This window comes from Pantoea sp. Cy-639, assembly GCF_011752525.1.
Classification (GTDB): domain Bacteria; phylum Pseudomonadota; class Gammaproteobacteria; order Pseudomonadales; family Pseudomonadaceae; genus Aquipseudomonas.
On the sequence record NZ_VWXI01000001.1, the window covers coordinates 367,978 to 389,428 of the forward strand.

Annotated in this window: 25 protein-coding genes and 2 tRNA genes; 17 read left to right on the top strand and 10 right to left on the bottom strand. The window is 63.5% G+C overall.

Features of this window, described 5'->3' with window-relative positions; translation table 11 throughout:
- Both modC and csrA read left to right on the top strand, forming a co-directional pair.
- Positions 1-1,092: a molybdenum ABC transporter ATP-binding protein gene (gene modC / locus F3J43_RS01730; RefSeq protein ID WP_166883090.1), complete on the top strand. Its 1,092-nt coding sequence runs from the start codon at positions 1-3 to the stop codon at positions 1,090-1,092.
- A gap of 291 nt (positions 1,093-1,383) precedes the next feature.
- Entirely contained in the window at positions 1,384-1,581 is a 198-nt protein-coding gene (gene csrA / locus F3J43_RS01735) for a carbon storage regulator CsrA (RefSeq protein WP_166883091.1), read from the top strand.
- Between the two features lie 69 nt (positions 1,582-1,650).
- On the opposite strand, the gene F3J43_RS01740 is transcribed toward csrA, so the two are convergent.
- The 4 genes from F3J43_RS01740 to F3J43_RS01755 all read right to left on the bottom strand — a co-directional run bounded on the left by F3J43_RS01740 (position 1,651) and on the right by F3J43_RS01755 (position 4,952).
- Positions 1,651-2,010: a response regulator gene (locus F3J43_RS01740; protein ID WP_166883092.1), complete on the bottom strand. Its 360-nt coding sequence runs from the start codon at positions 2,008-2,010 to the stop codon at positions 1,651-1,653.
- Between the two features lie 13 nt (positions 2,011-2,023).
- The gene (locus F3J43_RS01745; RefSeq protein ID WP_166883093.1) at positions 2,024-3,469 is read right to left on the bottom strand and encodes an ATPase domain-containing protein; all 1,446 of its coding nucleotides are present in this window, start codon (positions 3,467-3,469) and stop codon (positions 2,024-2,026) included.
- A gap of 4 nt (positions 3,470-3,473) precedes the next feature.
- Positions 3,474-4,628 (bottom strand): two-component system sensor histidine kinase NtrB, encoded by a 1,155-nt coding sequence (locus F3J43_RS01750; protein ID WP_166883094.1) that lies wholly within the window; start codon positions 4,626-4,628, stop codon positions 3,474-3,476.
- 84 nt (positions 4,629-4,712) lie between these two features.
- Positions 4,713-4,952, bottom strand: a complete 240-nt coding sequence (locus tag F3J43_RS01755) for a hypothetical protein (protein ID WP_205297569.1) — start codon at positions 4,950-4,952, stop codon at positions 4,713-4,715.
- A 150-nt stretch (positions 4,953-5,102) separates the two neighbouring features.
- Between F3J43_RS01755 and F3J43_RS01760 the strand changes: the two genes are divergently transcribed.
- The 3 genes from F3J43_RS01760 (at position 5,103) to F3J43_RS01770 (ending at position 6,000) form a co-directional block, all read left to right on the top strand.
- Positions 5,103-5,315 carry a hypothetical protein gene (locus tag F3J43_RS01760; protein ID WP_166883096.1) on the top strand — a complete coding sequence of 71 codons (213 nt, stop codon included), beginning with the start codon at positions 5,103-5,105 and terminating at the stop codon, positions 5,313-5,315.
- Positions 5,316-5,407: 92 nt separating this feature from the next.
- Positions 5,408-5,492: transfer RNA gene (locus F3J43_RS01765), tRNA-Leu, on the top strand.
- Between the two features lie 94 nt (positions 5,493-5,586).
- The gene (locus F3J43_RS01770; RefSeq protein ID WP_166883097.1) at positions 5,587-6,000 is read left to right on the top strand and encodes a DoxX family protein; all 414 of its coding nucleotides are present in this window, start codon (positions 5,587-5,589) and stop codon (positions 5,998-6,000) included.
- 127 nt (positions 6,001-6,127) lie between these two features.
- Here F3J43_RS01770 and F3J43_RS01775 read toward each other — a convergent pair whose 3' ends face one another.
- Positions 6,128-6,313, bottom strand: a complete 186-nt coding sequence (locus tag F3J43_RS01775; RefSeq protein ID WP_166883098.1) for a hypothetical protein — start codon at positions 6,311-6,313, stop codon at positions 6,128-6,130.
- 251 nt (positions 6,314-6,564) lie between these two features.
- Between F3J43_RS01775 and F3J43_RS01780 the strand changes: the two genes are divergently transcribed.
- Together F3J43_RS01780 and F3J43_RS24245 are read left to right on the top strand one after the other, a co-directional pair.
- Positions 6,565-7,239 carry a polysaccharide lyase family 7 protein gene (locus tag F3J43_RS01780; RefSeq protein ID WP_166883099.1) on the top strand — a complete coding sequence of 225 codons (675 nt, stop codon included), beginning with the start codon at positions 6,565-6,567 and terminating at the stop codon, positions 7,237-7,239.
- Between the two features lie 401 nt (positions 7,240-7,640).
- Positions 7,641-8,078 (top strand): GNAT family N-acetyltransferase, encoded by a 438-nt coding sequence (locus F3J43_RS24245; protein WP_166883100.1) that lies wholly within the window; start codon positions 7,641-7,643, stop codon positions 8,076-8,078.
- Between the two features lie 131 nt (positions 8,079-8,209).
- On the opposite strand, the gene F3J43_RS01790 is transcribed toward F3J43_RS24245, so the two are convergent.
- Positions 8,210-8,283, bottom strand: a tRNA-Cys gene (locus F3J43_RS01790).
- 142 nt (positions 8,284-8,425) lie between these two features.
- Positions 8,426-9,442 carry a protease SohB gene (sohB, locus tag F3J43_RS01795; protein ID WP_166883101.1) on the bottom strand — a complete coding sequence of 339 codons (1,017 nt, stop codon included), beginning with the start codon at positions 9,440-9,442 and terminating at the stop codon, positions 8,426-8,428.
- A gap of 199 nt (positions 9,443-9,641) precedes the next feature.
- On the opposite strand from sohB, the gene F3J43_RS01800 reads away from it, so the two are divergent.
- The 4 genes from F3J43_RS01800 to F3J43_RS01815 all read left to right on the top strand — a co-directional run bounded on the left by F3J43_RS01800 (position 9,642) and on the right by F3J43_RS01815 (position 12,785).
- Positions 9,642-10,355, top strand: a complete 714-nt coding sequence (locus F3J43_RS01800) for a histidine phosphatase family protein (protein WP_166883102.1) — start codon at positions 9,642-9,644, stop codon at positions 10,353-10,355.
- A gap of 54 nt (positions 10,356-10,409) precedes the next feature.
- Positions 10,410-10,727: an SCP2 sterol-binding domain-containing protein gene (locus F3J43_RS01805; RefSeq protein WP_023381290.1), complete on the top strand. Its 318-nt coding sequence runs from the start codon at positions 10,410-10,412 to the stop codon at positions 10,725-10,727.
- Between the two features lie 198 nt (positions 10,728-10,925).
- Entirely contained in the window at positions 10,926-11,993 is a 1,068-nt protein-coding gene (locus F3J43_RS01810) for a phosphotransferase family protein (protein ID WP_166883103.1), read from the top strand.
- Positions 11,994-12,017: 24 nt separating this feature from the next.
- Entirely contained in the window at positions 12,018-12,785 is a 768-nt protein-coding gene (locus tag F3J43_RS01815) for an SDR family oxidoreductase (RefSeq protein ID WP_166883104.1), read from the top strand.
- A gap of 33 nt (positions 12,786-12,818) precedes the next feature.
- Here the strand turns inward: F3J43_RS01815 and F3J43_RS01820 are convergent, their stop codons facing one another.
- On the bottom strand, positions 12,819-13,640 hold the full coding sequence (locus F3J43_RS01820; RefSeq protein WP_166883105.1) for a class I SAM-dependent methyltransferase: 822 nt from the start codon (positions 13,638-13,640) through the stop codon (positions 12,819-12,821).
- Between the two features lie 137 nt (positions 13,641-13,777).
- On the opposite strand from F3J43_RS01820, the gene F3J43_RS01825 reads away from it, so the two are divergent.
- Positions 13,778-14,851 carry a PAS domain S-box protein gene (locus F3J43_RS01825; RefSeq protein ID WP_166883106.1) on the top strand — a complete coding sequence of 358 codons (1,074 nt, stop codon included), beginning with the start codon at positions 13,778-13,780 and terminating at the stop codon, positions 14,849-14,851.
- Between the two features lie 9 nt (positions 14,852-14,860).
- Here F3J43_RS01825 and F3J43_RS01830 read toward each other — a convergent pair whose 3' ends face one another.
- Entirely contained in the window at positions 14,861-15,211 is a 351-nt protein-coding gene (locus F3J43_RS01830; protein WP_166883107.1) for a hypothetical protein, read from the bottom strand.
- Between the two features lie 188 nt (positions 15,212-15,399).
- Here F3J43_RS01830 and F3J43_RS01835 point away from each other — a divergent pair, with 188 nt between their 5' ends.
- The 4 genes from F3J43_RS01835 (at position 15,400) to F3J43_RS24250 (ending at position 19,561) form a co-directional block, all read left to right on the top strand.
- Complete coding sequence (locus F3J43_RS01835) at positions 15,400-15,579, top strand: hypothetical protein (RefSeq protein ID WP_166883108.1); 180 nt, start codon at positions 15,400-15,402, stop codon at positions 15,577-15,579.
- 73 nt (positions 15,580-15,652) lie between these two features.
- Complete coding sequence (locus F3J43_RS01840) at positions 15,653-16,042, top strand: glycine zipper domain-containing protein (protein WP_166883109.1); 390 nt, start codon at positions 15,653-15,655, stop codon at positions 16,040-16,042.
- A 150-nt stretch (positions 16,043-16,192) separates the two neighbouring features.
- Positions 16,193-18,022, top strand: coding sequence for an SLC13 family permease (locus F3J43_RS01845; protein ID WP_166883110.1), 1,830 nt, complete (start codon positions 16,193-16,195; stop codon positions 18,020-18,022).
- A gap of 129 nt (positions 18,023-18,151) precedes the next feature.
- Complete coding sequence (locus F3J43_RS24250) at positions 18,152-19,561, top strand: GGDEF domain-containing protein (protein WP_502706591.1); 1,410 nt, start codon at positions 18,152-18,154, stop codon at positions 19,559-19,561.
- A 2-nt stretch (positions 19,562-19,563) separates the two neighbouring features.
- Here F3J43_RS24250 and F3J43_RS01855 read toward each other — a convergent pair whose 3' ends face one another.
- Entirely contained in the window at positions 19,564-20,325 is a 762-nt protein-coding gene (locus F3J43_RS01855; RefSeq protein ID WP_166883112.1) for a sulfite exporter TauE/SafE family protein, read from the bottom strand.
- Between the two features lie 101 nt (positions 20,326-20,426).
- Between F3J43_RS01855 and F3J43_RS01860 the strand changes: the two genes are divergently transcribed.
- Positions 20,427-21,332: a LysR family transcriptional regulator gene (locus tag F3J43_RS01860; RefSeq protein ID WP_166883113.1), complete on the top strand. Its 906-nt coding sequence runs from the start codon at positions 20,427-20,429 to the stop codon at positions 21,330-21,332.
- The last annotated feature ends 119 nt before the right edge of the window (positions 21,333-21,451 follow it).

The following is a 21,451-nucleotide window of genomic DNA, read 5'->3' on the forward strand; positions in this document are numbered from 1 at the left end:
ATGAGTGCATCGATCCATGCGCGGCTGAAACTGACCCGCGCCGATTTCACCCTGGACGTCGACCTGCACCTGCCAGGGCGCGGCATCAGCGCCCTGTTCGGCCACTCCGGCTCGGGCAAGACCTCCTGCCTGCGCTGCCTGGCCGGCCTGGAACGTGCGACCGACGCCTATATCGAGATCAACGGCGATATCTGGGAAGACAGTCGGAACGGGCTGTTCATCGCCCCGCACAAACGTCCGGTGGGCTATGTCTTCCAGGAAGCGAGCCTGTTCCCGCACCTATCGGTGCGCGGCAACCTGGAGTTTGGCTGGCGCCGCATCACCCCGACCGAGCGCAAGATCACCCAGGCGCAGGCCTGCCAGCTGCTGGGGATCAGCCATTTGCTCGAACGCCGGCCTGCCACCTTGTCCGGTGGCGAGGCCCAACGCGTGGGTATCGCCCGGGCATTGCTCAGCAGCCCACGCCTGTTGTTGATGGATGAGCCGCTGGCGGCCCTGGACAACGCACGCAAGCGCGAGATCCTGCCTTACCTGGAACGCCTGCACGACGAACTGGACATCCCGCTGGTCTATGTCAGCCACGCCCAGGACGAGGTCGCACGCCTGGCCGACCACCTGGTACTGCTGGAGCAAGGCCAGGCCATCGCCAGCGGCCCGATCGGCCAGACCCTGGCGCGTCTTGACCTGCCGCTCGCCCAGGGCGAGGACGCCGGCGTGGTGCTCGAAGGCGTGGTGATCGGCCACGATCCGCACTATGGCCTGTTCGACTTGCGCCTGCCTGGTGGCGAAGGCCCCTTGCTGCGTATCGCCCACCCGGCACTGCAGATGGGCAGCGCGCTGCGACTCAAGGTCCAGGCGCGCGACGTCAGCCTGGCTCTGAGTGCCGAGGGGGCCTCGAGCATCCTCAACCGTCTGCCGGTCAGGGTCCGTGAATGCCGTCCGGCGGACAACCCGGCCCATGTGCTGGTCAGCCTCGATGCCCGTGGCAGCCCGTTGCTGGCGCGTATCACCCGCTATTCGGCAGACCAGCTCGGGGTGCAACCGGGTCAATTGCTATGGGCGCAGATCAAGTCGGTGGCGCTGCTCGGCTGAACAGCAGCCGACGCCCCCGGAGCATCAGAACGATCATTGATAACCGCTATTTACCCTATCGAGCACAGAAATTTCCCATATGACGCCAACCACCCTATCCTTGCCACCGAGCACTCTCGCTGGCGAATCCACCAGGTTGGCGTCGGCACCTGCGACTAAAGACAGGCTACAGAATTTGTCTGTCGGGGAATTACTATCCGCCGAAAGCGTCTTTAATGAGAAGGAAGAGGGACGGGCTCCCACCGTTGGGTAAACAACCCGGCGGTTTTCTATATCACCAAGGAGAACTACATGCTGATACTCACCCGCAAGGTTGGCGAAAGCATCGTCATCGACGATGACATCAAAGTCACCATTCTGGGCGTCAAAGGGATGCAAGTGAGGATCGGTATCGATGCACCGAAGGATGTCCAGGTGCACCGTGAAGAGATCTACAAACGTATCCAGGCGGGCACTCCGGCCCCCGAGAAAGGCGACGAGCAACACTGATTTCCCGTATCAAGCCGCACGGACGCGACTGATCGACTGCCCGCCCATGCGGGGCGCCTCCCCTGCCCCTCAGGTGCCCAGCAGCTCGCGCACCTTGTCGACCACCTTGTCCATGTCGAACGGCTTGTCGAACACGGCGGCGAACAGCCCCGGGCAGACATGTCCACGGCTGGCCTGCGCGCCGCTCATCAAGATCACCGGCAAGTCAGGCAACTGCAGCTCGTTACGGATCGCCTGGGCCAGTTCCTCGCCGTTCTTCACTGGCATCATGTAGTCGGTGATGACCAGATCGACCCGCTTCGCCTTCAGCGCCTCCAGGGCCTTGGCGCCATTGCCGGCCTTTTCCACCAGGTAGCCCTCATCCTCCAGGGCAAAACCGAGGATATCGGCAATCAGGTACTCGTCGTCGACGATCAGGATGGTGTTCATCGGTTGCCCACCGTCAGGGGTCGCCCTGAGGCACGGCCGTGCCGCTGAGCACACCGCTGGCGCCGTCGAAAGCCCGCCCCAGCGTGATGCCCTGCGATCCGAGGTCCAGCGCCTGCAGCGCCGGATCGTGATCGCTGTCGCGAACCTTGACGATCGACAGCACCCGGTGCAGTTGCGCCTGATACTCGGCAAAACGCAGCAGCAACAGGTTGTCGACGATGCTCGAAAGGTCCGGAGCCGGCGCGGTGATTTCGGCGCCGAAGATATCGCGCATTTCCCAGGTCAGCAGGACGGTGATGTCGCGCGCCCGCAGCTCGCCGCTCAGGGCACGGAAGAACGCGTTCAGCCGTGCAGGCTCCAGTGCCAGGCGGCCGAAGGCGCCGAGGCTGTCGATCACCACGCGGCGGGCCCCTGAAGCCCTCACCTGCTCCAGCAAGCGTGCGCCGACCTGATCGAGCAGGCCTTCAGTGGTCGGTTGCCAACACAGGCGCAGCGCACCGCTGCGCTCCAGTCCCGACAGATCGTATCCCAGCGCTGCCGCCTTGAGCCTCAGCCGCTCGGGGGTTTCGTAGAAGCCGAAATGCAGCCCCGGCTCCACTGTGCTGGAAGCAGCCAGGAAAGCGATGCCAAGGGCCGTCTTGCCGACGCCGGAAGGCCCCATCAACAGGCTCACCGACGCCTCGGCAAGGCCGCCGCCGAGCATGCGGTCCAGGTCCGCCACACCCGTACCGACCCGCCGCAAGAGTTGTGCCCCCGCCAGGCTCGGATAGCTGTAAAGCGACTCCAGACGCGGGAACACCTGTAGCCCAGCCTCGCCGATCAAGTACTCGTGGCGGCCGGAAAGCGCGCCACTGCCGCGGGTCTTGCGCAGTTGAACGCAGCGCACCGCTGCACTGCCGACCAGATGCTCACCCAGCTCGATCACGCCATCGACCATGGTGTGCTCAGGACTGCTCGCCTCCAGGCAGCTACTGGTGAGCAGCAGCACGGTGCAGTTGGCAAAGGCAGCATGCCCCTGCAGCTCGGAAACGAATTTCTTGGTATCGAGGCTGGTCTCGGCCCGCGATCTGGCATTGAGCAAGCCATCGACCACCAGCAGACTGGCCTGCTGCCGGGCAATTTCCTGGCGCAACAGGCGAACCACGGCGTCCAGGCCATCCTGTTCCAGCACGTCGAAGGCGCTGACGAACTGGATGCTGTCCCCCACCATTGCCGGATCGAAGAAGGTGAGCGTCGACAAATACTGGAACAGGCGCTCATGCGACTCGCTGAGCAGGGTAGCTACCAGTACCCGCCCCCCCTCGCGCACATGATTGCAGGCCACCTGGTTGGCCAGGATAGTCTTGCCTGCGCCCGGAGGGCCCTGGACGATGTAGGAGGCCCCTACCACCAACCCACCCTTGAGCAACGCGTCGAGCCCTTCGATACCGGTGGGTAGTCGCTTGAGTCGCTCGGTCATTGGCTCATTCTTCCGTATGCAAGTCGTTGGGGCTGGCTGGCAGGTACAGGCTGATGCACGTCCCTTCGCCCAGCCGGCTGGTCACCTCGATCGCTCCGTTGCTCTGCCGGGCGAAGCCATACGCCTGGCTCAGACCAAGCCCGGTGCCCTTGCCGAACGGCTTGGTGGTAAAGAAAGGCTCGAAGATGCGCGGCAGCACATGCGGATCGATCCCCTGGCCATCGTCATGCACCTCGAACCGCACGAACTGCCCCTGCAATCCTTCGACCTCGCCTGCCAGCATGATGTGCTCGACCACCAGGCGAATGCGCCCCTGTACCTGGATCGCGTCACGGGCATTGAACATCAGGTTCAACAGCACCATCTGCAATTGCCCGGCATCCACCTCGATCGGCGGCAGGTCGACCTGGACCTGATGCAGCAGTTCGATTTCGCGCGGCAGGGCATGCTCCATCAGGCCACGCGTGGATTCGACCACGCTGGCCACCGCGATACGGCTCACGCTCAACTGGCGGTGGCGGGCAAAGCTGAGCAGTTGCTGGGTCAACTGGGTACCACGCTGACCCGCGTCGAGCACATGCCCGAGCAGACGCCGGATGCGCGACGGGTCCTGGCTGTTGAGCGCCAGCCGCGCCGAGCTGAGGATGATGGTCAGCAGGTTGTTGAAGTCATGGGCCAACCCACCGCTCAGTTGCCCCAGGGCCTCCAGCTTCTGCGCCTGGAACAGTTGCGCGCGCATGCTGTCCAGTTGCAGCGCTGACTCGCGGCGGTCGGTGATGTCCCGGGTCACCTTGGCCAGGCCGATGACCTGGCCTTGCTCATCGCGGATGACATCCAGCGCCGCAAGGGCCCAGAACTGCGTGCCGTCCTTGCGCACGCGCCAACCCTCGTCCTGCGCCCCACCCTCCGCCAATGCCTGGAGCAGCAAGCGATCGGGACGTCCCTCGGCGCAATCCTGGTCAGTGAAGAACAACGAGAAATGCCGGCCAATCACCTCGTCGGCGGCATAGCCCTTGATACGCTGGGCGCCGGCGTTCCACGACACCACATGCCCAGTGGGATCGAGCATGTAGATGGCATAGTCGACGACCGCCTGGACCAACTGCTCATAGCGGGCCTCGGGCATCACCGAATGGGCGGGGCGGTCCGCTGAAACCATGGAAGCTCCACAAGCACCGCGAAAGGACATAGATGAGCGTAGTCAAAAGTCCCGGCGGCGGCATCGCCACGCATTCGGCAGTCGTCAACCTTCGCGCAGCGTGGGCACCAGCTTGCGTGGCATCGCCACCTTCAGCAGCCACAAGCCCACCAACAGGATCAGCGCCCCGCCACACAAGGCCATGAAACGTTGCGGGTCGGGGTGTTGCTCGTCGAGCGCCAACATCACCAGGTAGCCACCCAGCGACATCAGCCCGGCATAGAGGAACGCCCCGAGCAGACAGACCTGAAGAAACAGCAGGCGCCAGAAAAGTTTCGGGCGCACGGTGCGCGTAGATGAGGGAGGAAGCTCTGAAGGTTGCGGCGGCATGGCAGACCGATTCCATTGGATCCAATTGGCCAAAAGATGGCCTAATGGCAGCAGCCTGTCAATTCACCTATAGTAGGCGCCGCCCACCGCCGATCAGGAAGCGACATGATTTCGAACCTTCGCATGCAAGGTCTGCAGGACGACCTGCTGCGCACCGCCACCGACCTGGACCTGCTCTGCCAAGCCCTGGACGGGCATGCTCTGTACCTGCGCCATTCGATTCACCAGGCCGACGCCCAGGCCATGGACAATCAGGCCGAAGCCTTGCGCGACACGGCCGGCGAAATGCGTGACATCGCCGAAGCCATCCAGCCCTGAGAACGAGGCGCGGTTGACGCTTCTATAACAATGGGTTATAAAGCGCGCTTGATTGTCTGGCCTTCTGCCCATGAAGCACGGCGGTCAAGCGTGCGAGTGTGGTGGAATTGGTATACACAGCAGACTTAAAATCTGTCGGCGTGAGCCTTGCGGGTTCGAGTCCCGCCACTCGCACCATCGAATCTCGAAAAGGCGCCCTTGCGGCGCCTTTTTCATGCTCGTCATAAATCGCCTAGAGTGAACGGTACCACCCGCCACTGGAGGCGCCGCCATGCGCTACACCTTGCTCGAAGGTCAACGCGACATTCTCTTGCTGCTGGCCCGGATCCTTCTGATGATCCTGTTCATCCTGTCCGGCTGGGCCAAGCTGACCGGCTTTACCGCCACCGCAGGCTACATGGCGTCGCTCGGCGCTCCGGCCCCCATGCTGGCAACGGCCATTGCGGTGATCATGGAGTTCCTGGTCGGCATCCTGCTGGTTTTGGGTTTCTATACCCGCCCGCTGGCGCTGCTGTTCGCCCTATTCGTGCTCGGCACCGGGCTGCTCGGGCACCCGTTCTGGAACATGGTCGAGCCTGAGCGCAGCGCCAACATGACCCAGTTCCTGAAGAACCTGAGCATTGTCGGTGGACTGTTGGCTCTGGCAGCTGCCGGGCCGGGACGCTTCTCCCTCGACCGACGCTGAACGCCAGCCTGGCCAACATATGGGGCAGGCATGGCGCCCGCCCCTCGGCGCTACCGGTGCGCACGCCGATGAAAGCCCTTGAGGCCTGACGCCGGATCAGGTTGTACCTGAACGCATCAGCGCAGCATCAGTCGTCGCAGTCGTCATGCCAGGCGGGATGGTCGTCATCGTCGTCGAAATCGTCCAGCACTTCGTCCTCCTCGACCTCATCCAGCACACCGTGGGCGTCCGCTTCGGGATCGAAGTGCTCGTGGAATTCATGGTCGAGCAGATGGTCATGCTCGGGCTCGTGCAGATCGTCTTCGTCGCGCATCACAGGCTCCAATGGAAACAGCCCGCCTATATAGGCGGATCGACGCGAGCGGTCAATCTTCTCGAAGTTAACCCTGACTTAACCGACATGATGCAAGTTGGACAAGCTCCCTTCAAAAACGCTTGCCCGCCCATCCGGCGGGCTTTTTTTGCTCCTGTCGCCCGTCCATGGCGAATTTCCCTTGCAGAAAGTGTCCCTGCATCAGGCACGCCCACCAGGAAGGCCCGGTATTTCAACATGGAGCAAGCGCAATGGCCGTAAACATCGACAAACTGACCATCACGACCCCAGTTGCCAGATCTTCGAGTATCCCGATCGCACTCGAGTTGACCGGCGCCCAGGCATTGGCCACCCTCCCGGGCATCGTCAGCCGCCTGGCAGATGGCTCGATCCGCTTCAACGCACCGACCCGAGGCGCCTCGAGCAAGAGCACCCAGCGCACCCGCTGCGAATGGAAGGAGCCCCTGTATTGGGCTCTGGGAAGTGCCAGCCGGCACCGTAATCACCAACGCATGGCGCTGGAGAAGGTCAATGCCGCGCAGAAAGTGGTCATCGCGCAAATGCATGTACGCGATGACGACAGTCCAGTCATCAAAGTCTTCTGGAACAAGGGCAAGATCAGCTTCGGTTTTCGTCAGGACTTCAACCAGGCGATACCCCTCAATGCCGACCTGCTGACGGAAGTACCGCCAGGAACGCCATTCGACATCACCATCGAAGTCAACAGCAACGGAGTTGCGAGCGTCAGTGCCATCTGTAACGGGCGCAGCGCAAGTTCACCTTCCCTGTTGATGGCCGCCACCTGGAATGACCACACGTTTGATTTCCATGGCGGCATCTACAACCAACTGGACTATGACGAGACCACCCCGACAGATGACGGCTCGGTCTGTGTGATCAGCCACTTGGACCTGAGTCACCAATAAAGAAGGAATAAATACTGGTAATGCTTGGCAACATCTTTCCCCAGGATCTTCACGAAATTCTGACATTCCGATAGGCAGACTGACCTGGCTTCGAAACGTTCTGTTCAACCCGCCCCTCTCCCGGCGGGTTTTCTTTTTTCTGCCCTTCCCGATACCCCTAGCGCTAATCCCCTCTTCTGCACAAGGCCTGTGCAGAGGGTGTCCATGGCTAGCAGTAGAAGAGTCGCACCCTGACGCTGTCGGTCTTTCACAGGCCGGAACTGCCCAGAGCGGCACCTAAACTGCGGGCCAGGCAAGGCACTTGTACCAGGACCTCGACTCGTACAGGTCAGCCTTCTTGCAACCCATTTCCGTTGGCAGCCTCATGCTACGATGCGTGGAGCCAGCAACGGAGCGTTACCATGGAACTTAGGCGGCTGACACGAGAGGATTGGTCCTGGATCCAAGACTGGTTCAAAGATCCCCAACTCAATCAAGAGCTGGGCCCTCTCGATCAAGAATGGCTGGACGTCGTATTGAATGAAAACAACGGCATTCAACTTGTAGCGCTTGAGGATAAACAACCGGTAGCGCTAATAGGGTGCGCCTGGCACCCCGAACCTCATGAGCTGCATGGCATAACAGACATCGCGGTGTCCCCTGCCTACAAGAGGAAAGGGCTCGGTCGTAACGCTTTATACGAGACCATCAAATGGCCAGGGCATCCTCCCTGTAGTGGATGGGTGGCTTTCGTCTCACCTCAGAATGCTGCGGCAGAGGCATTCTTCTCCTCAATTGGATGGAGGTACGCAGGCCTTGATGATGAAATGCATCGATTTGAATTTCGCAACGAACTTTAGCGACAACCGGAGGCGGTAGACCTCTTCTTCCGGGACACTTCTGCGCCAACGAAACGATCTCGGAACTCTCGGTCTTTTCTGGCGCGCAAATAAAAACCCCGCAGACCTAGATCTGCGGGGCTTTCGAATGGTGGAGGCCGAGGTCGGAATCGAACCGGCGTAGACGGATTTGCAATCCGGAGCATAACCACTTTGCTACTCGGCCTCAAAGTCGGAGCGCTTTCGCTATCTCCTTGAAACCGCTGGGCTTTTTCAAGTCAGCTGCGTTTCGATGGACGCCATTATGTCGGCATTCGATGGACCTTGCAACCCCCTGCAAGAAAAAAATCTTCAAGGGGTTCAAGGTGTTAGCGCAGGCGTCCGAGCTTGCTCCACAGACCGAGCACGGTGTTCTCCACCGCGCCACTGGCCGCCACGCCAATGCGCTCCTGCAAGCTCTTGCGCTCGGCGTAGTGCAGGTGGAACACATTGGCTTCACGAGCGCTGCGGCTCAGGTATTCGTCGCTGGTGCCCAGTTCGTCCACCAACTGGCGATTGAGCGCGGCAACGCCGAGCCAGACTTCACCGGTGGCTACTTCATCGATGTGCAACTGCGGACGATAGCGAGCGACGAAGTCCTTGAACAGCTGATGGGTGACGTCCAGGTCCTCCTGGAACTTCTCCCGGCCCTTCTCGGTGTTCTCGCCGAACACCGTGAGCGTACGCTTGTACTCGCCGGCAGTGACGACCTCGAAGTCGATGTCGTGCTTTTTCAGCAAGCGATTGACGTTGGGCATCTGCGCCACCACGCCGATCGAGCCGAGCACGGCGAACGGCGCACTGACGATCTTCTCGCCGATGCAGGCCATCATGTAGCCGCCGCTGGCGGCGACCTTGTCGATGCAGATGGTCAACGGGATGCCGGCCTCGCGGATACGCGCCAATTGCGAAGCGGCAAGGCCATAGCTGTGGACCAGGCCGCCACCGCTTTCCAGGCGCAGCACCACTTCGTCACGGGGCGTGGCCAAAGTCAGCAGCGCGGTGATTTCGTTGCGCAGGCTTTCGGTCGCCGAGGCCTTGATGTCGCCATCGAAATCGAGCACGAACACCCGGCGCTTGTCCTCGGGCTTTTTCTTCTCCTGCTTTTCCGCCTTCGCCTGCTGCTTGCGCAGGGCCTTGAGCTGAGCCTTGTCGAGCAGGCCGGACTCCAGACGTTCGCGCAGTTCTTTGTAGAACGTATTGAGGCGGGTGACCTGCAGCTGCCCTCCAGGCTTGCGCCGCCCTTTGCCGCGCAGGCCGGCGATGGCCGACAAGACGATGAGGATGGCGATCACCAGCGTGGCGGTTTTGGCGAGAAAGCTTGCGTATTCGGCAAGAAACTCCACATTGACTCCTTGATAGACCTGCGCCCGTCGGGCGTGAAATGCCTGCAAGCATACCGGTGCGCCTGAGCCTCTGTCAGCCGGGGAAAACGCTGGCAATACAGTTCAAACGACCTTTTCAAACGCTTGTATGTTTTTTCGTTGACAGCCCGACTGGGGCAACCTAACCTCGCAACAACCTTCAACCGGGCCGGACAACCTCGTGGGCAACCTCTACCTGATCCGACATGGCCAAGCCTCCTTCGGCGCCGACGACTACGACGTCCTCTCGGCCGTGGGCGAACGCCAGAGCCTGGCCCTGGGCGAGCACCTGGCCCAGCTGGGGCTGCGCCTGGACCGCTGCGTCGCCGGTAGCCTGCGCCGCCAGCAGGACACTGCCCGGCTCGCCCTCGAAGCGCTGCAGACCCACGGCACAGCAGTGCCCGTCATAGAGACCGACGCAGCCTTCAATGAGTTCGATGCCGACGGCGTGATCCGCGCCCTGCTCCCCGGCCTTCTGTCCGACGAGCCCGAAGCGCTGCATATCCTGCGCAATGGCGCGCAGCACCGCAGCGAGTTCCAACGGCTGTTCGCCCTGATGGTGCAGCGCTGGCACAACGGCGATCACACCCAGGACGAACACCTGGAAACCTGGCAGGCATTTACCACCCGGGTCGGCGACGGATTGCGTCGCCTGCTCGACAGCGCCGCAGCTGGTGCCAACATCGCCCTGTTCACCTCCGGCGGCACCATCGCCGCCCTGCTTCACCTGGTTACCGGAATCACGCCGGCGCAGGCCTTCGCCCTGAACTGGCAGATCATCAACACGTCGCTCAGCCACCTGAAGTTCCGTGGCCGCGACGTGGCGCTGGCTTCCTTCAACAGCCAAGCCCATGTGCAGCTGTTGCGGGCACCGGAGCTCATCACTTATCGATAAGCCCGGTCCGTTGTGTCCTTGCGGACGCGAATATCATTTAACAAGGAATACACCATGAGCGATGTAGCTAAAGCCGTCGAGGCGATGAAAGCGAAATTCAACCCTGCTGCCGCCGCAGGCCTGGACCTGGTGTTCGGCTTCAATATCACCGACGAAGACAAGCACTATGCGCTGCTCGTCAAAGACGGCACCTGCGAGATCCAGGAAGGTGAAAATGCCGACGCCAACTGCACCCTGGTGCTGGACAGCGAGACCCTCAAGGGCATCGTCAGCGGTGACACCGACGGCATGCAGGCCTTCATGAGCGGCAAGCTGCGCGTCGAAGGCGACATGATGCTGTCGATGAAGCTCAGCGAGCTGTTCCCGGCCTGATCGGCACGGCGGATCGCCTGCGAAAAGAACCGAAGCCTCACCCGCTTCGGTTTTTTTTCGCCTGGCACAAGGCCGCACCATCAGGGCCATTGATCGTCCGGCAACACCCGGACCTATAAGCGTCTGGCACGCTTGTACCAGCAGTAACAGGAAATTAGATTAGCCAATAGTCCTTGCTACCGATCATAAGGAAATCGCATGACGCTCACCGACCAGTCCACCCAGGTCCGCCCCGGCGAAGAACTCGATGCCGCCGTCATCGATCCCTACCTGAAGGATCACATCCCCGGCTTGCAAGGCACCCCGATCATCAGCCAGTTCCCCGGCGGCGCCTCCAACCTCACCTACCTGGTGGCGTACCCGAACCGAGAGTTCGTCCTGCGGCGCCCGCCGTTCGGCCACAAGGCCAAGTCAGCCCACGACATGGGCCGCGAGTTCCGCATCCTCAACCAGCTCAACGCCGGCTTTCCTTACTGCCCGAAAGCCTACGTGCACTGCACCGACGAAGCGCTGATCGGCGGCGAGTTCTACGTGATGGAGCGGGTCAATGGCATCATCCTGCGCTCGGACATCCCCGCCGAACTCGACCTCGACGCCAGCCGCACCGAGGCCCTGTGCAAGAGCTTCATCGAGCGCATGGTCGAACTGCATCAGGTCGACTACAACGCCTGCGGCCTGGCCGACCTGGGCAAGCCGGAAGGCTACGTGCAGCGGCAAGTCGAAGGCTGGGCCAGTCGCTACGAAAAGGCCCTGACCCCGGATGCGCCGCGCTGGGAGCAGGTCATCGCCTGGCTGCGCGAGAAGATGCCCGCCGACCACCCGCGCCCAGGCATCATCCACAATGACTACCGCTTCGACAACGTCATCCTCGACAGCGCCAACCCGATGCGCATCATCGGTGTACTGGACTGGGAAATGGCCACCCTCGGCGACCCACTGATGGACCTGGGCAACAGCCTGGCCTACTGGATCGAGGCCGGCGACCCGGCGCCGGTACAACTGATGCGGCGCCAACCGAGCAATGCCCCTGGCATGCTGACCCGCCAGCAGTTCGTCGACCATTACGCCGAGCAGGCCGGCATCCGCATCGACAACTTCGACTTCTATTACTGCTACGGCCTGTTCCGCCTGGCCGGCATCGTCCAGCAGATCTACTACCGCTTCTTCCACGGCCAGACCCAGGACAAGCGCTTCGCCCAGTTCATCCACATGAACAAGCTGCTGGAGCACATGAGCCTGCAATTGATCGGCAAATCCACCCTGTAACCGGCGACAACAAGGAAAACCAGCATGTCCAAGACCCACCTGTTCGACCTTGACGGCAAGATCGCCTTCGTTTCCGGCGCCAGCCGCGGCATCGGCGAGGCCATTGCCCACCTGCTGGCCCAGCAGGGCGCCCATGTCATCGTGTCGAGCCGCAAGCTCGACGGCTGCCAGCAGGTCGCCGAGGCGATCAACGCCGCAGGCGGCAAGGCCACGGCGATCGCCTGCCACATCGGCGAGATGGAACAGATCCAGCAGACCTTCGCCGCGATTCGCGAGCAGTTCGGGCGCCTCGACATCCTGGTCAACAACGCCGCCACCAACCCACAGTTCTGCAACGTGCTGGACACCGACCTGGGCGCATTCCAGAAGACCGTGGACGTGAACATCCGCGGCTACTTCTTCATGTCGGTGCAAGCCGGCCAGCTGATGCGCGAGCACGGCGGCGGCAGCATCATCAACGTGGCCTCGATCAACGGCGTATCGCCGGGGCTGTTCCAGGGCATCTATTCGGTGACCAAGGCCGCGGTGATCAACATGACCAAGGTCTTCGCCAAGGAGTGCGCGCAGTTCGGCATCCGCTGCAACGCCCTGCTGCCGGGCCTGACCGACACCAAGTTCGCCTCGGCACTGGTGAAGAACGACAGCATCCGCAACGCCGCGCTGCAGCAGATCCCGCTCAAGCGCGTCGCCGATCCGAGCGAGATGGCCGGTGCGGTGCTGTACCTGGCCAGTGACGCCTCCAGCTACACCACCGGCACCGCGCTCAATGTCGACGGTGGCTTCCTGTCCTGAGGCCACCAGGACAGGCTGACAGGCGCCCGCTGCCTACTCCTTGATGGCCTGCAGGGTGTAGCTCAGGGGTAGACGCCAGGGCGCTTCGAGCAGGCGCCACTCGCCGTCGTCGCCCAGGGCCATCTGCCCCGGCAACGCCTCCCAGGGGATGCTCTGGTGCTCTTGCAGGCCAGTGATGCGCAGGCCATTGCGCAGCAGCGCGGTGATCACCTCGCCCAGGCCATGGTTCCACTCATGGGTCTCGGTATGGGTCAAAGCCTGGTCGGTATCGACATAGGTCTGGTCGCTGACGAACACTGTCGGCGCCTCGTGCTCGAAGTACGGATACTCCACTTGCAGGCGGTCCTCATGCTCCTCGTTGACCGCCATCAGCATCGGGTGGCCATCGCGCAGGAACAGCCGCCCACCTGGCTTGAGCAAGGCCGCCACGGTGCTTGCCCAACGCTCGATGCTGGGCAGCCAGCACAAGGCGCCGATGCCGGTGTAGACCAGGTCGAAGCCGCCGGCGGGCAGCACCTGGGCGGCCTGGTAGACATCCGACTCGACATAGTCGATGCCCGTGCCACAGCGCTCGGCCAGGCGACGTGCCTGGGCCAGCGAGGCGGCGGAAAAGTCCAGGCCACTGACCTCGGCCCCCAGCCGTGCCAGCGAGAGCGTGTCGGTGCCGATATGGCATTGCAGGTGTACGGCGCGCTGACCGCGAATATCGCCCAGGCGCGGAAGATCGAAGCGCACCACCTCCGAGAGGTGGCCAGGATCGGCGACGAAGGTCTCCACTTCATAATCCTTCGAGGCGGCATGCAGCGGGGCGCGTTCATCCCAACTGGCGCGATTGAGTTCCAGTGATCGACTCATGCGGCTTGCTTCCTTGGTCTTTTTCAAGTCAGGCGCCACGTTAACCGGGGCTTACGTCTACGGCAACCTCCCGTCAACCTCAAGTTGACAGCTCGGGTATACTGCCCGCTTCGTCCCCGCCACAGGATCCAGCGCCCATGACGGAAAACAGCTTCGCCTTTCGCCTCAAGGAATTGCTCGAGCACCACAAGCTGACCCTGCAAGCCGTGGGCACGGCCCTGGGCATCTCGCGCACAGCAGTGCACAAGTGGACCCGTGGCGGCGAGATCGACTACGACAACCTGCGCAAGCTGGCGGATTTTCTCAAGGTCAACTGGATCTGGCTGCGCTATGGCGAGGAAGCGCTGCACAGCGTGCAGCAGGCCGAGGTGGTCGAGCTGCCGATGACCGATGTGCGCCGGCGCTACACCGCCGAGATCATGGAAAGCGAGACGCGCATGAAGCTGGCCCAGGAAGGCGCGCGCATCGTCACCTGGGAGTGGAACCTGGTCACCGACGAAGTCACCTACTCGCCCAACGTCGAGGCGGTGTATGGCTGGCCGCTGCGCCGCAACGAGGACTTCTGGGTACACATCCACGCCGACGACGCCCGCCACATGCAAGCCATGTACGCCCAGGCCGTGGCCGATGGCACCGGTTGCGAATGCGATTTTCGCATCACCCGCCCCGATGGCAGCCAGCGCTGGATCGCCTCGCGTGCCACGGTGCTGCAAGACAGCGTCGGGCGGCCGGTGAAGATGGTCGGCATCAGCATGGACAACACCGAGCGCAAGGTCGCCGAAGAAGAACTGCGCCAGAGCGAAGAGCGCTTTCGCAGCATCTTCGAACTGGCCTGGGGCGCGCTGGCCTACATCGACCCGGACGGCAGCTGGCGCCGAGTCAATGGCAGTTTCTGCGAGTTGCTGGGGTATGCCGAAAGCGAGCTGTACGGCTTGACCTTCCAGCAACTGACCCATCCGCAAGACCTGCCGGACAACCTCGAACTGCTACGGCGCATGCTCGCTGGCGAGATCGAGCGCTACGAGGTGGAAAAGCGCGTGCGGCACAAGGACGGGCGGTATATCTGGGTACGCGCGCGCACCTCGCTGGAGCGCCGCGCCGATGGGCAGCCGGAACACCTGATCAGCGTGTTCGAGGACATCGGCGCCGAGCGCGAGGAACGTGAGCGGTTGCAAGCGCATATCGCCGGGCTGCAGGCACAGCTGGCCTGACAAAATCCCTTACAGGCAGGTCGCCGCGGCCGCACGGCGGCGCAGGGCCATGCCGTCGTCATGCTGCGCGTAGTAATCCACCCGCGTGCCACCGGCCTGGGCATACACGTCGACGAACGACTCGGCCTCGCGGGTGTACACCGTGAAGCCGCCCTGCTTGCGCGCCTCCAGGTAACCGCTGGCATCGACGCCATACACGGCCTCTTCCTGCCAGCTGAACTGGATGCACTGGGCCACCACGTCAGGAGTCTTGTGCGAATCCAGTCGCGCGGTCGGCGCGCTGTTGCGTGCCGCCTCCATGGTCGACGACGCACAGCCCACCAGCAACAGCGCCACGGTCATCGGCAGAATCGCTCGCATGTTTCCATCCTCGAGACAAAAAAGAAGGCGACTCTAGCACTGCCGGGCAGGGCCGTGGAATGTCAGGCGCGGCGCGCCAGGCCGTTTATCGTCGACACAGCAAAATCTTCTCCGGCAAAGAAACCAAATGGATCGGATCAGGTCTCAGGCAGTACCCGGTAAACCTTTACCGATCAAGGACCTATATCGTGAAGATTCGCCTCGCAAGCGTTTCGCTGAGCACCGCCCTGCTGCTGCTCGGCGGCTGCTACTACAACCACTACGACGACGATGATGGCTGGCGCGATCGCGACCACCGTCATCACCATCGCCAGGACCGTGATCGCGACGACGACAACCGCCAGTACCGTGACCGCGATTGGCGCTGATGCGTCTCTACCTGCCTGATTCGCCGCTGACCGTGCGGCATTTCCCCCTGATGATTCCTTTGAGGTTTTCAACATGCGTCTGACTCTGCCTTCCCTCGCCCTCGGCCTGCTGCTCTGCCAGGGCGCATTCGCCGGTGACGGCACCACCGCCATCGGTGGTGGTCTGGGCGGCGCCCTGGGCAACGTTGTCGGCCAACAGATCGGTGGCAGCACCGGTGCCGCCATCGGCGCCGGTGTCGGCGGCGCGGCCGGCAGCGCGATGGGCGCGCGCAAGGGCAACCGCACCGAAGCGGCCATTGGCGGTGGCCTGGGCTCGGCCGGCGGCTCGGTGATCGGCGGCAAGCTCGGCGGCGCCAACGGCTCGACCATCGGTGCCGGCCTGGGCGGCGCGGCCGGTGGTGCCATCGGCAACCACATGGGCGACAACAACGGCAAGCACAAGAAACGCCACCACCGTCACTGATCGTCCTGTTGCCTGCACGGCATCCACGACGGTGCCGTGCAGGCACGCCTGCCACGCAAAACACTGCAGCACGTCAACGACGTATTCGCGTCGAGCTGCCACACTGGTGCCATCGTCTTCCGTGCCCGTGTGAAGGAACCCCCCCCCTCCATGAACCAAGAGTTGCTCTGGGTCCTCGGCCTGCTGGCCGTCGTCGTCGTGCTGTTCGTCATCAACCGCCCACGCATGGACGTGGTCGCCCTGCTGGTGATCCTCGCCCTGCCGCTATCCGGCATCCTCACCGTGGAGCAGGCGCTGGCCGGTTTCAGCGACCCCAATGTGGTGCTGATCGCCGCATTGTTCGTGATCGGTGAAGGGCTGGTGCGTACCGGCATCGCCTATCGGATCGGTGAGTGGATGAGCGAGCGCGCCGGCAACAGCGAGGCCCGCCTGCTGGTGCTGCTGATGGTGGCGGTGGCCGGCCTGGGTTCGGTGATGAGCTCCACCGGCGTGGTGGCGATCTTCATCCCCGTGGTGCTGAGCATCGCTGCGCGCCTGCAACTGTCGCCCAGCCGCCTGATGATGCCGCTGAGCTTCGCCGGCCTGATCAGCGGCATGCTCAGTCTGGTGGCCACGCCGCCGAACGTGGTGGTGCACAGTGAACTGGTGCGCCACGGCGAGGCCGGTTTCAGCTTCTTCAGTTTCACGCCGTTCGGCCTGGTGGTGCTGGTGCTGGGCATCGGCTACATGCTGCTGACCCGCCACTGGCTCAACGGCGAGGTGCGCAAGGACGGCCGGGTGGAAACCCGGCGCACCCTGCTCGACCTGGTACTGGACTACAAGCTCAGCGGCCGCGAGCGACGCCTGCGCATCCGCCCGCATTCACCGCTGATCGGCCACACCCTGGGTGAGCTGGCGCTGCGCACCCGCCACGGCGCCAACGTGATCGGTATCGAGCGCCAGCACAAGTTCACCACCCGGGTGATCGCCGCGGACTCCGGCACCCTGCTGCAACAGGGCGACATCCTCCTGCTCGACCTGTTCGCCAACCGCGACGACCTGCGCAGCCTGTGCCAGACCATGCTGCTCGAGCCCTTGCACTTCAAGGCCGCCTACTTCATCGACCAGTCCCAGGAACTGGGCATGGCCGAAGTGTCGCTGCCGCCTGGCTCGCAACTGATAGGCAAGAGCATCCTCGAACTGGGCTTTCGCACTCGCTACGACCTCAACGTCGTCGGCCTGCGCCGCGATCAACTGGCCATCGAGGAACAGCTGGTCGAGGAAAAACTGCGCCTGGGCGACACCCTGTTGGTGGTCGGTCCATGGAAGGCAGTGCGCCAGCTGCAAGGCAAGCCCCGGGACTTTCTGGTACTGAGCCTGCCGGCCGAGATCGACCAGGTGGCACCGGCCCGCACCCGCGCACCCTATGCGCTGATCAGCCTGGCGGTGATGGTCGGGCTGATGGTCAGTGGCGCGGTGCCCAACGTCATCGCAGCCCTGATCGGCTGCCTGCTGATGGGCGCCGGCCGCTGCATCGACATGAACAGCGCCTACCGCGCCATCCACTGGCAGAGCCTGGTACTGATCGTCGGCATGCTGCCCTTCGCTCTGGCGCTGCAAAAGACCGGCGGCATCGATCTGGCCGTCGGCGCGCTGGTCGACCTGCTCGGCGGCGCCGGGCCGAGGGTCATGCTGGCCTGCCTGTTCGCCCTCACGGCACTGATCGGCCTGTTCATCTCCAACACCGCCACCGCGGTACTCATGGCACCTGTGGCGATCAGCACCGCGCACCAGCTGGGCATGTCGCCCTACCCGTTCGCCATGACCGTGGCCCTGGCGGCATCCGCGGCGTTCATGACCCCGGTGTCATCGCCGGTCAATACCCTGGTGCTGGGGCCCGGACAGTACCGCTTCGCCGACTTCGTCAAGATCGGCGTGCCCTTCACGCTGCTGGTGATGCTGGTCACCGTGGTCATGGTGCCCTGGGTCTTCGGGCTGTAGTCCTGGTCAGCGGTCGCGCGATTTCCGGCGAATTGACATCAATTGCCGACTGAAACACACTGACGCGACATCGTCCCAGGTGCCTACAGCCGTTTTCCTGGATTCCGTTATCGCTTGCCGGTCGAGCCTATGGTGTCTCCAGCTACGTCGCGCCTGCTGCCCTCCGTGATCCTGTTCGCCCTCACCCTGGCGCTGACCGTGGGCGGCATCCTGGCCCGCCCGATCGAGTCCCTCTCACTGTTCTGGCCAGTCAATGCCGTGCTCGCCGGTGTGCTGTTGCGCAACCCGCGCCTGGCCAGCCCCCGCGGTTTCGCTCTGGTCTACCTGGCCATGGTCCTCGCCGACCTGGCCTGCGGCAGCGGTTGGCAAGCGTCATTGTGGTTCAACCTGTGCAACCTGGGTGCCATCGCCACCATCTGGTACCTGATGGCCCGCCTGCCACGCCTGCACCGCCGCCTGCGCACGCCCCACGGCACCCTGTGCCTGTTCGGAGCCTGCGCCGGCGGAGCCATGGTCGCGGCCAGCCTGGCTTGCGTGATGGCCACCCCGTGGTTCGAACAATCCCTGCGCGCCACCTGGCTGGCCTGGTTCAGCGAACAGTTCTCCACCAGCGTGCTGGTCCTGCCAGTGCTGCTCACCGCCCCTTCGCCACGGGCCCTGACTCGCGGCGGTAGCCAGCCGATCCGGGTGGCGCCATTGCTGGTGCTGCTGGCCTCGCTGAGCCTGAGCATCGCCTTTGGCGGCCCCGGCGCCATCGCCTTCCCCATCGCCGCGCTGCTGTGGTGCGCCTTGAGCTATTCGCCGTTCCTCGTCTCGCTGCTGACGCTGACAGCTGGCAGCACGCTGATCATCGCGGTGGCGCAGAACCTCATGCACTTCAGCGTGCCACAGAGCGAGCTGGGGGTGACCACATTGATGTCGGCGCGCCTGGGCATCGCCATGCTGGTCCTCGGCCCGCTGGTGCTGGTCTGCGTCAGCAGCGCCAACCGCAGCCTGATGGCCCGCCTGGCACACCAGGCGACCGTCGACCACCTGACCGGCGCGCTCACCCGCAGCGCGTTCACCCGTCGCGCCAATAGCCTGCTCGAATGCCGCCAGCAGGATGCCGGGCAGATGCCGCTGACGCTGATGATGCTCGATATCGATCACTTCAAGGCGATCAACGACCGCTACGGTCACGCGGTGGGCGACCAGGTGCTGCGCCAGTTTGCCGTCACTCTCCAGGACCAGTTGCACGAAGGCGAACTGCTCGCCCGCCTAGGTGGCGAAGAGTTCGCCATCGTGGTGCCCGGACTGGTTCCGCAGCAGGCCGGCTTCACCGCCGAACGCCTGCGCCGCGCAGTCCAGGACCTGCAGATCGCCCATGCCGACCAGCACCTGCAGATCACCGTCAGCATTGGCCTCGCTGGCTGCGTCGACGAAAGCCCCGCCCCTAGCCTGGACGCCCTGCTGGCCGAGGCCGACCAGGCGCTGTACCGGGCCAAGGCTCATGGCCGCAACCGCATCGAGCTGGCCGGGCCACAGCGCCAGGTGGTCTGAGCTCAGCCGGCCAGCAAGTCCCAGCCGAGCTTGGCGATCAGCACGCACAGCAGGATCAGGAACAGCCCACGTACAAAGCCCGCCCCTTTGCGCACCGCCAGCCAGGTACCGGTGAGCGCGCCGAGGATGTTGAACAACGCCATGGGCAAGGCGATCGCCCACAGCACGTTGCCCGACGGCACGAAGAACACCAGCGCCGCGAGGTTGGTGGCGATGTTGACCAGCTTGGCCGACGCCGAGGCATGCAGGAAGTCCAGGGCGAAGAAACGAATGAACAGGAAGATCAGGAAGCTGCCGGTGCCTGGGCCGAACAGTCCGTCGTAGAAACCGATCGCGCCGCCGATCAGCACCGCCAGGCACTGCTGCTTGCGGCCGATCACCGTCGGCGCATGCTGGGTGCCGAAGTCTTTCTTGCAGAAGGTGTAGACCGCCATCAGCACGATCAGCACCAGGACCAGCGGGCGCATCACGCTGGCGGGCACCAGCGACACCGTGGCGGCGCCAAAGAACGACATGACGAAAGCGCTCAGCGCCGCTGGCACGATCAACCCCCAGTCGAGTTTCACCTTGCGGATGAACGAACGCGCCGCGAAGCTGGTGCCACACACCGAGGCCAGCTTGTTGCTGCCCAGCAGTGCCGCCGGCTGCGCCGTGGGCAGCACGTTGAACAGGGCCGGGATCTGAATCAGTCCGCCGCCCCCCACGGCGGCGTCGATCAGGCCAGCGGCGAAGGCAAACAGCGAAAGCAGGGCGATATCCATCATGGCGAAGGTCCGGGCAGCGAAAGGCAGGTTCCCAGACTAATAAAAGCAGCGCGCTTGTGTTGAAATGCCACGTTGCGAAATCTGCAATGAGGAGCACTACCATGGCCCTGGACATGCTGCGGGAAATACAGGCCTTCGTCAGCGTCGCGCACAAACGCAGCTTCGTCAGCGCGGCCCGCGCCCTGGGCCGCTCGCCCAGCGCCGTTACCCGCGCCATTCAAACACTGGAAGACAACTGCGGGGCGAAACTGCTCAACCGCAGCGCCAACGCCGTCACCCTCACCGAGGCCGGTGAGCGCTTGCTGCCCCACGCTGAACGCTTGCTGGATGTGCAACGCGATGCTGCCGACGAGCTCGCCGCCCTGACCGGCGACGCCCAAGGCTGGATTCGCTTCGCCGCCCCGCACCTGCTGGCCCAGCAGGTGCTGCCGGCGGTACTGGCGGACTTCTCCCGACGTCACCCGCGAGTCACTCTCGACGTGCAGTACCGGGACCAGGCCATCGATCCCCTGCAAAGCAAGCTGGACTTCGTCATCCGCGGCGCCTTTCCCCAATCCAGCGAACTGATCGGCTATCCGCTGTGGCAGTACCAGCGCTACCTGTACGCCAGCCCGCAGTACCTGGCACGCGCAGGTATCCCCGAAGCGCCGGAGGAACTGGACCGACACGGGCTGATCCTGCACACCGCCCCACGCATCCTCAAGGCCTGGCATTTCTGCCGGGAGCAGCGGATCAGCAGCTTGCGACCGCAACCGCGGCTACGGCTCGGTTCAGGGGTGGCGGTCCTGCAAGCCACCCTCGCGGGGGCAGGTATCGCCCGACTGGCCGACTGGCTCGGGGAGCCGCTGGTACGAGAGGGGAAACTGCTGCGGGTATGCCCTGACTATCGCCTGACCTCCAGCGTCGGCCAGGACCCGCAGATGCACGCGGTGTACCCGGCCGGCGATGTGCCGGCGCGGGTGCGGGAGCTGCTGCAGAACCTGCGCGAAGCTCGTCCGGCCCCGTGAAAAAAGGCCAGGACTGCGCTGATCATTTTCTGCCCAATCTAACAGAGCACCTGCCAATACTGGCCTGTAGCGTTTTATCCACAGACCTACCCACGTTTTTTGTGGACAGTTTCAGAAGG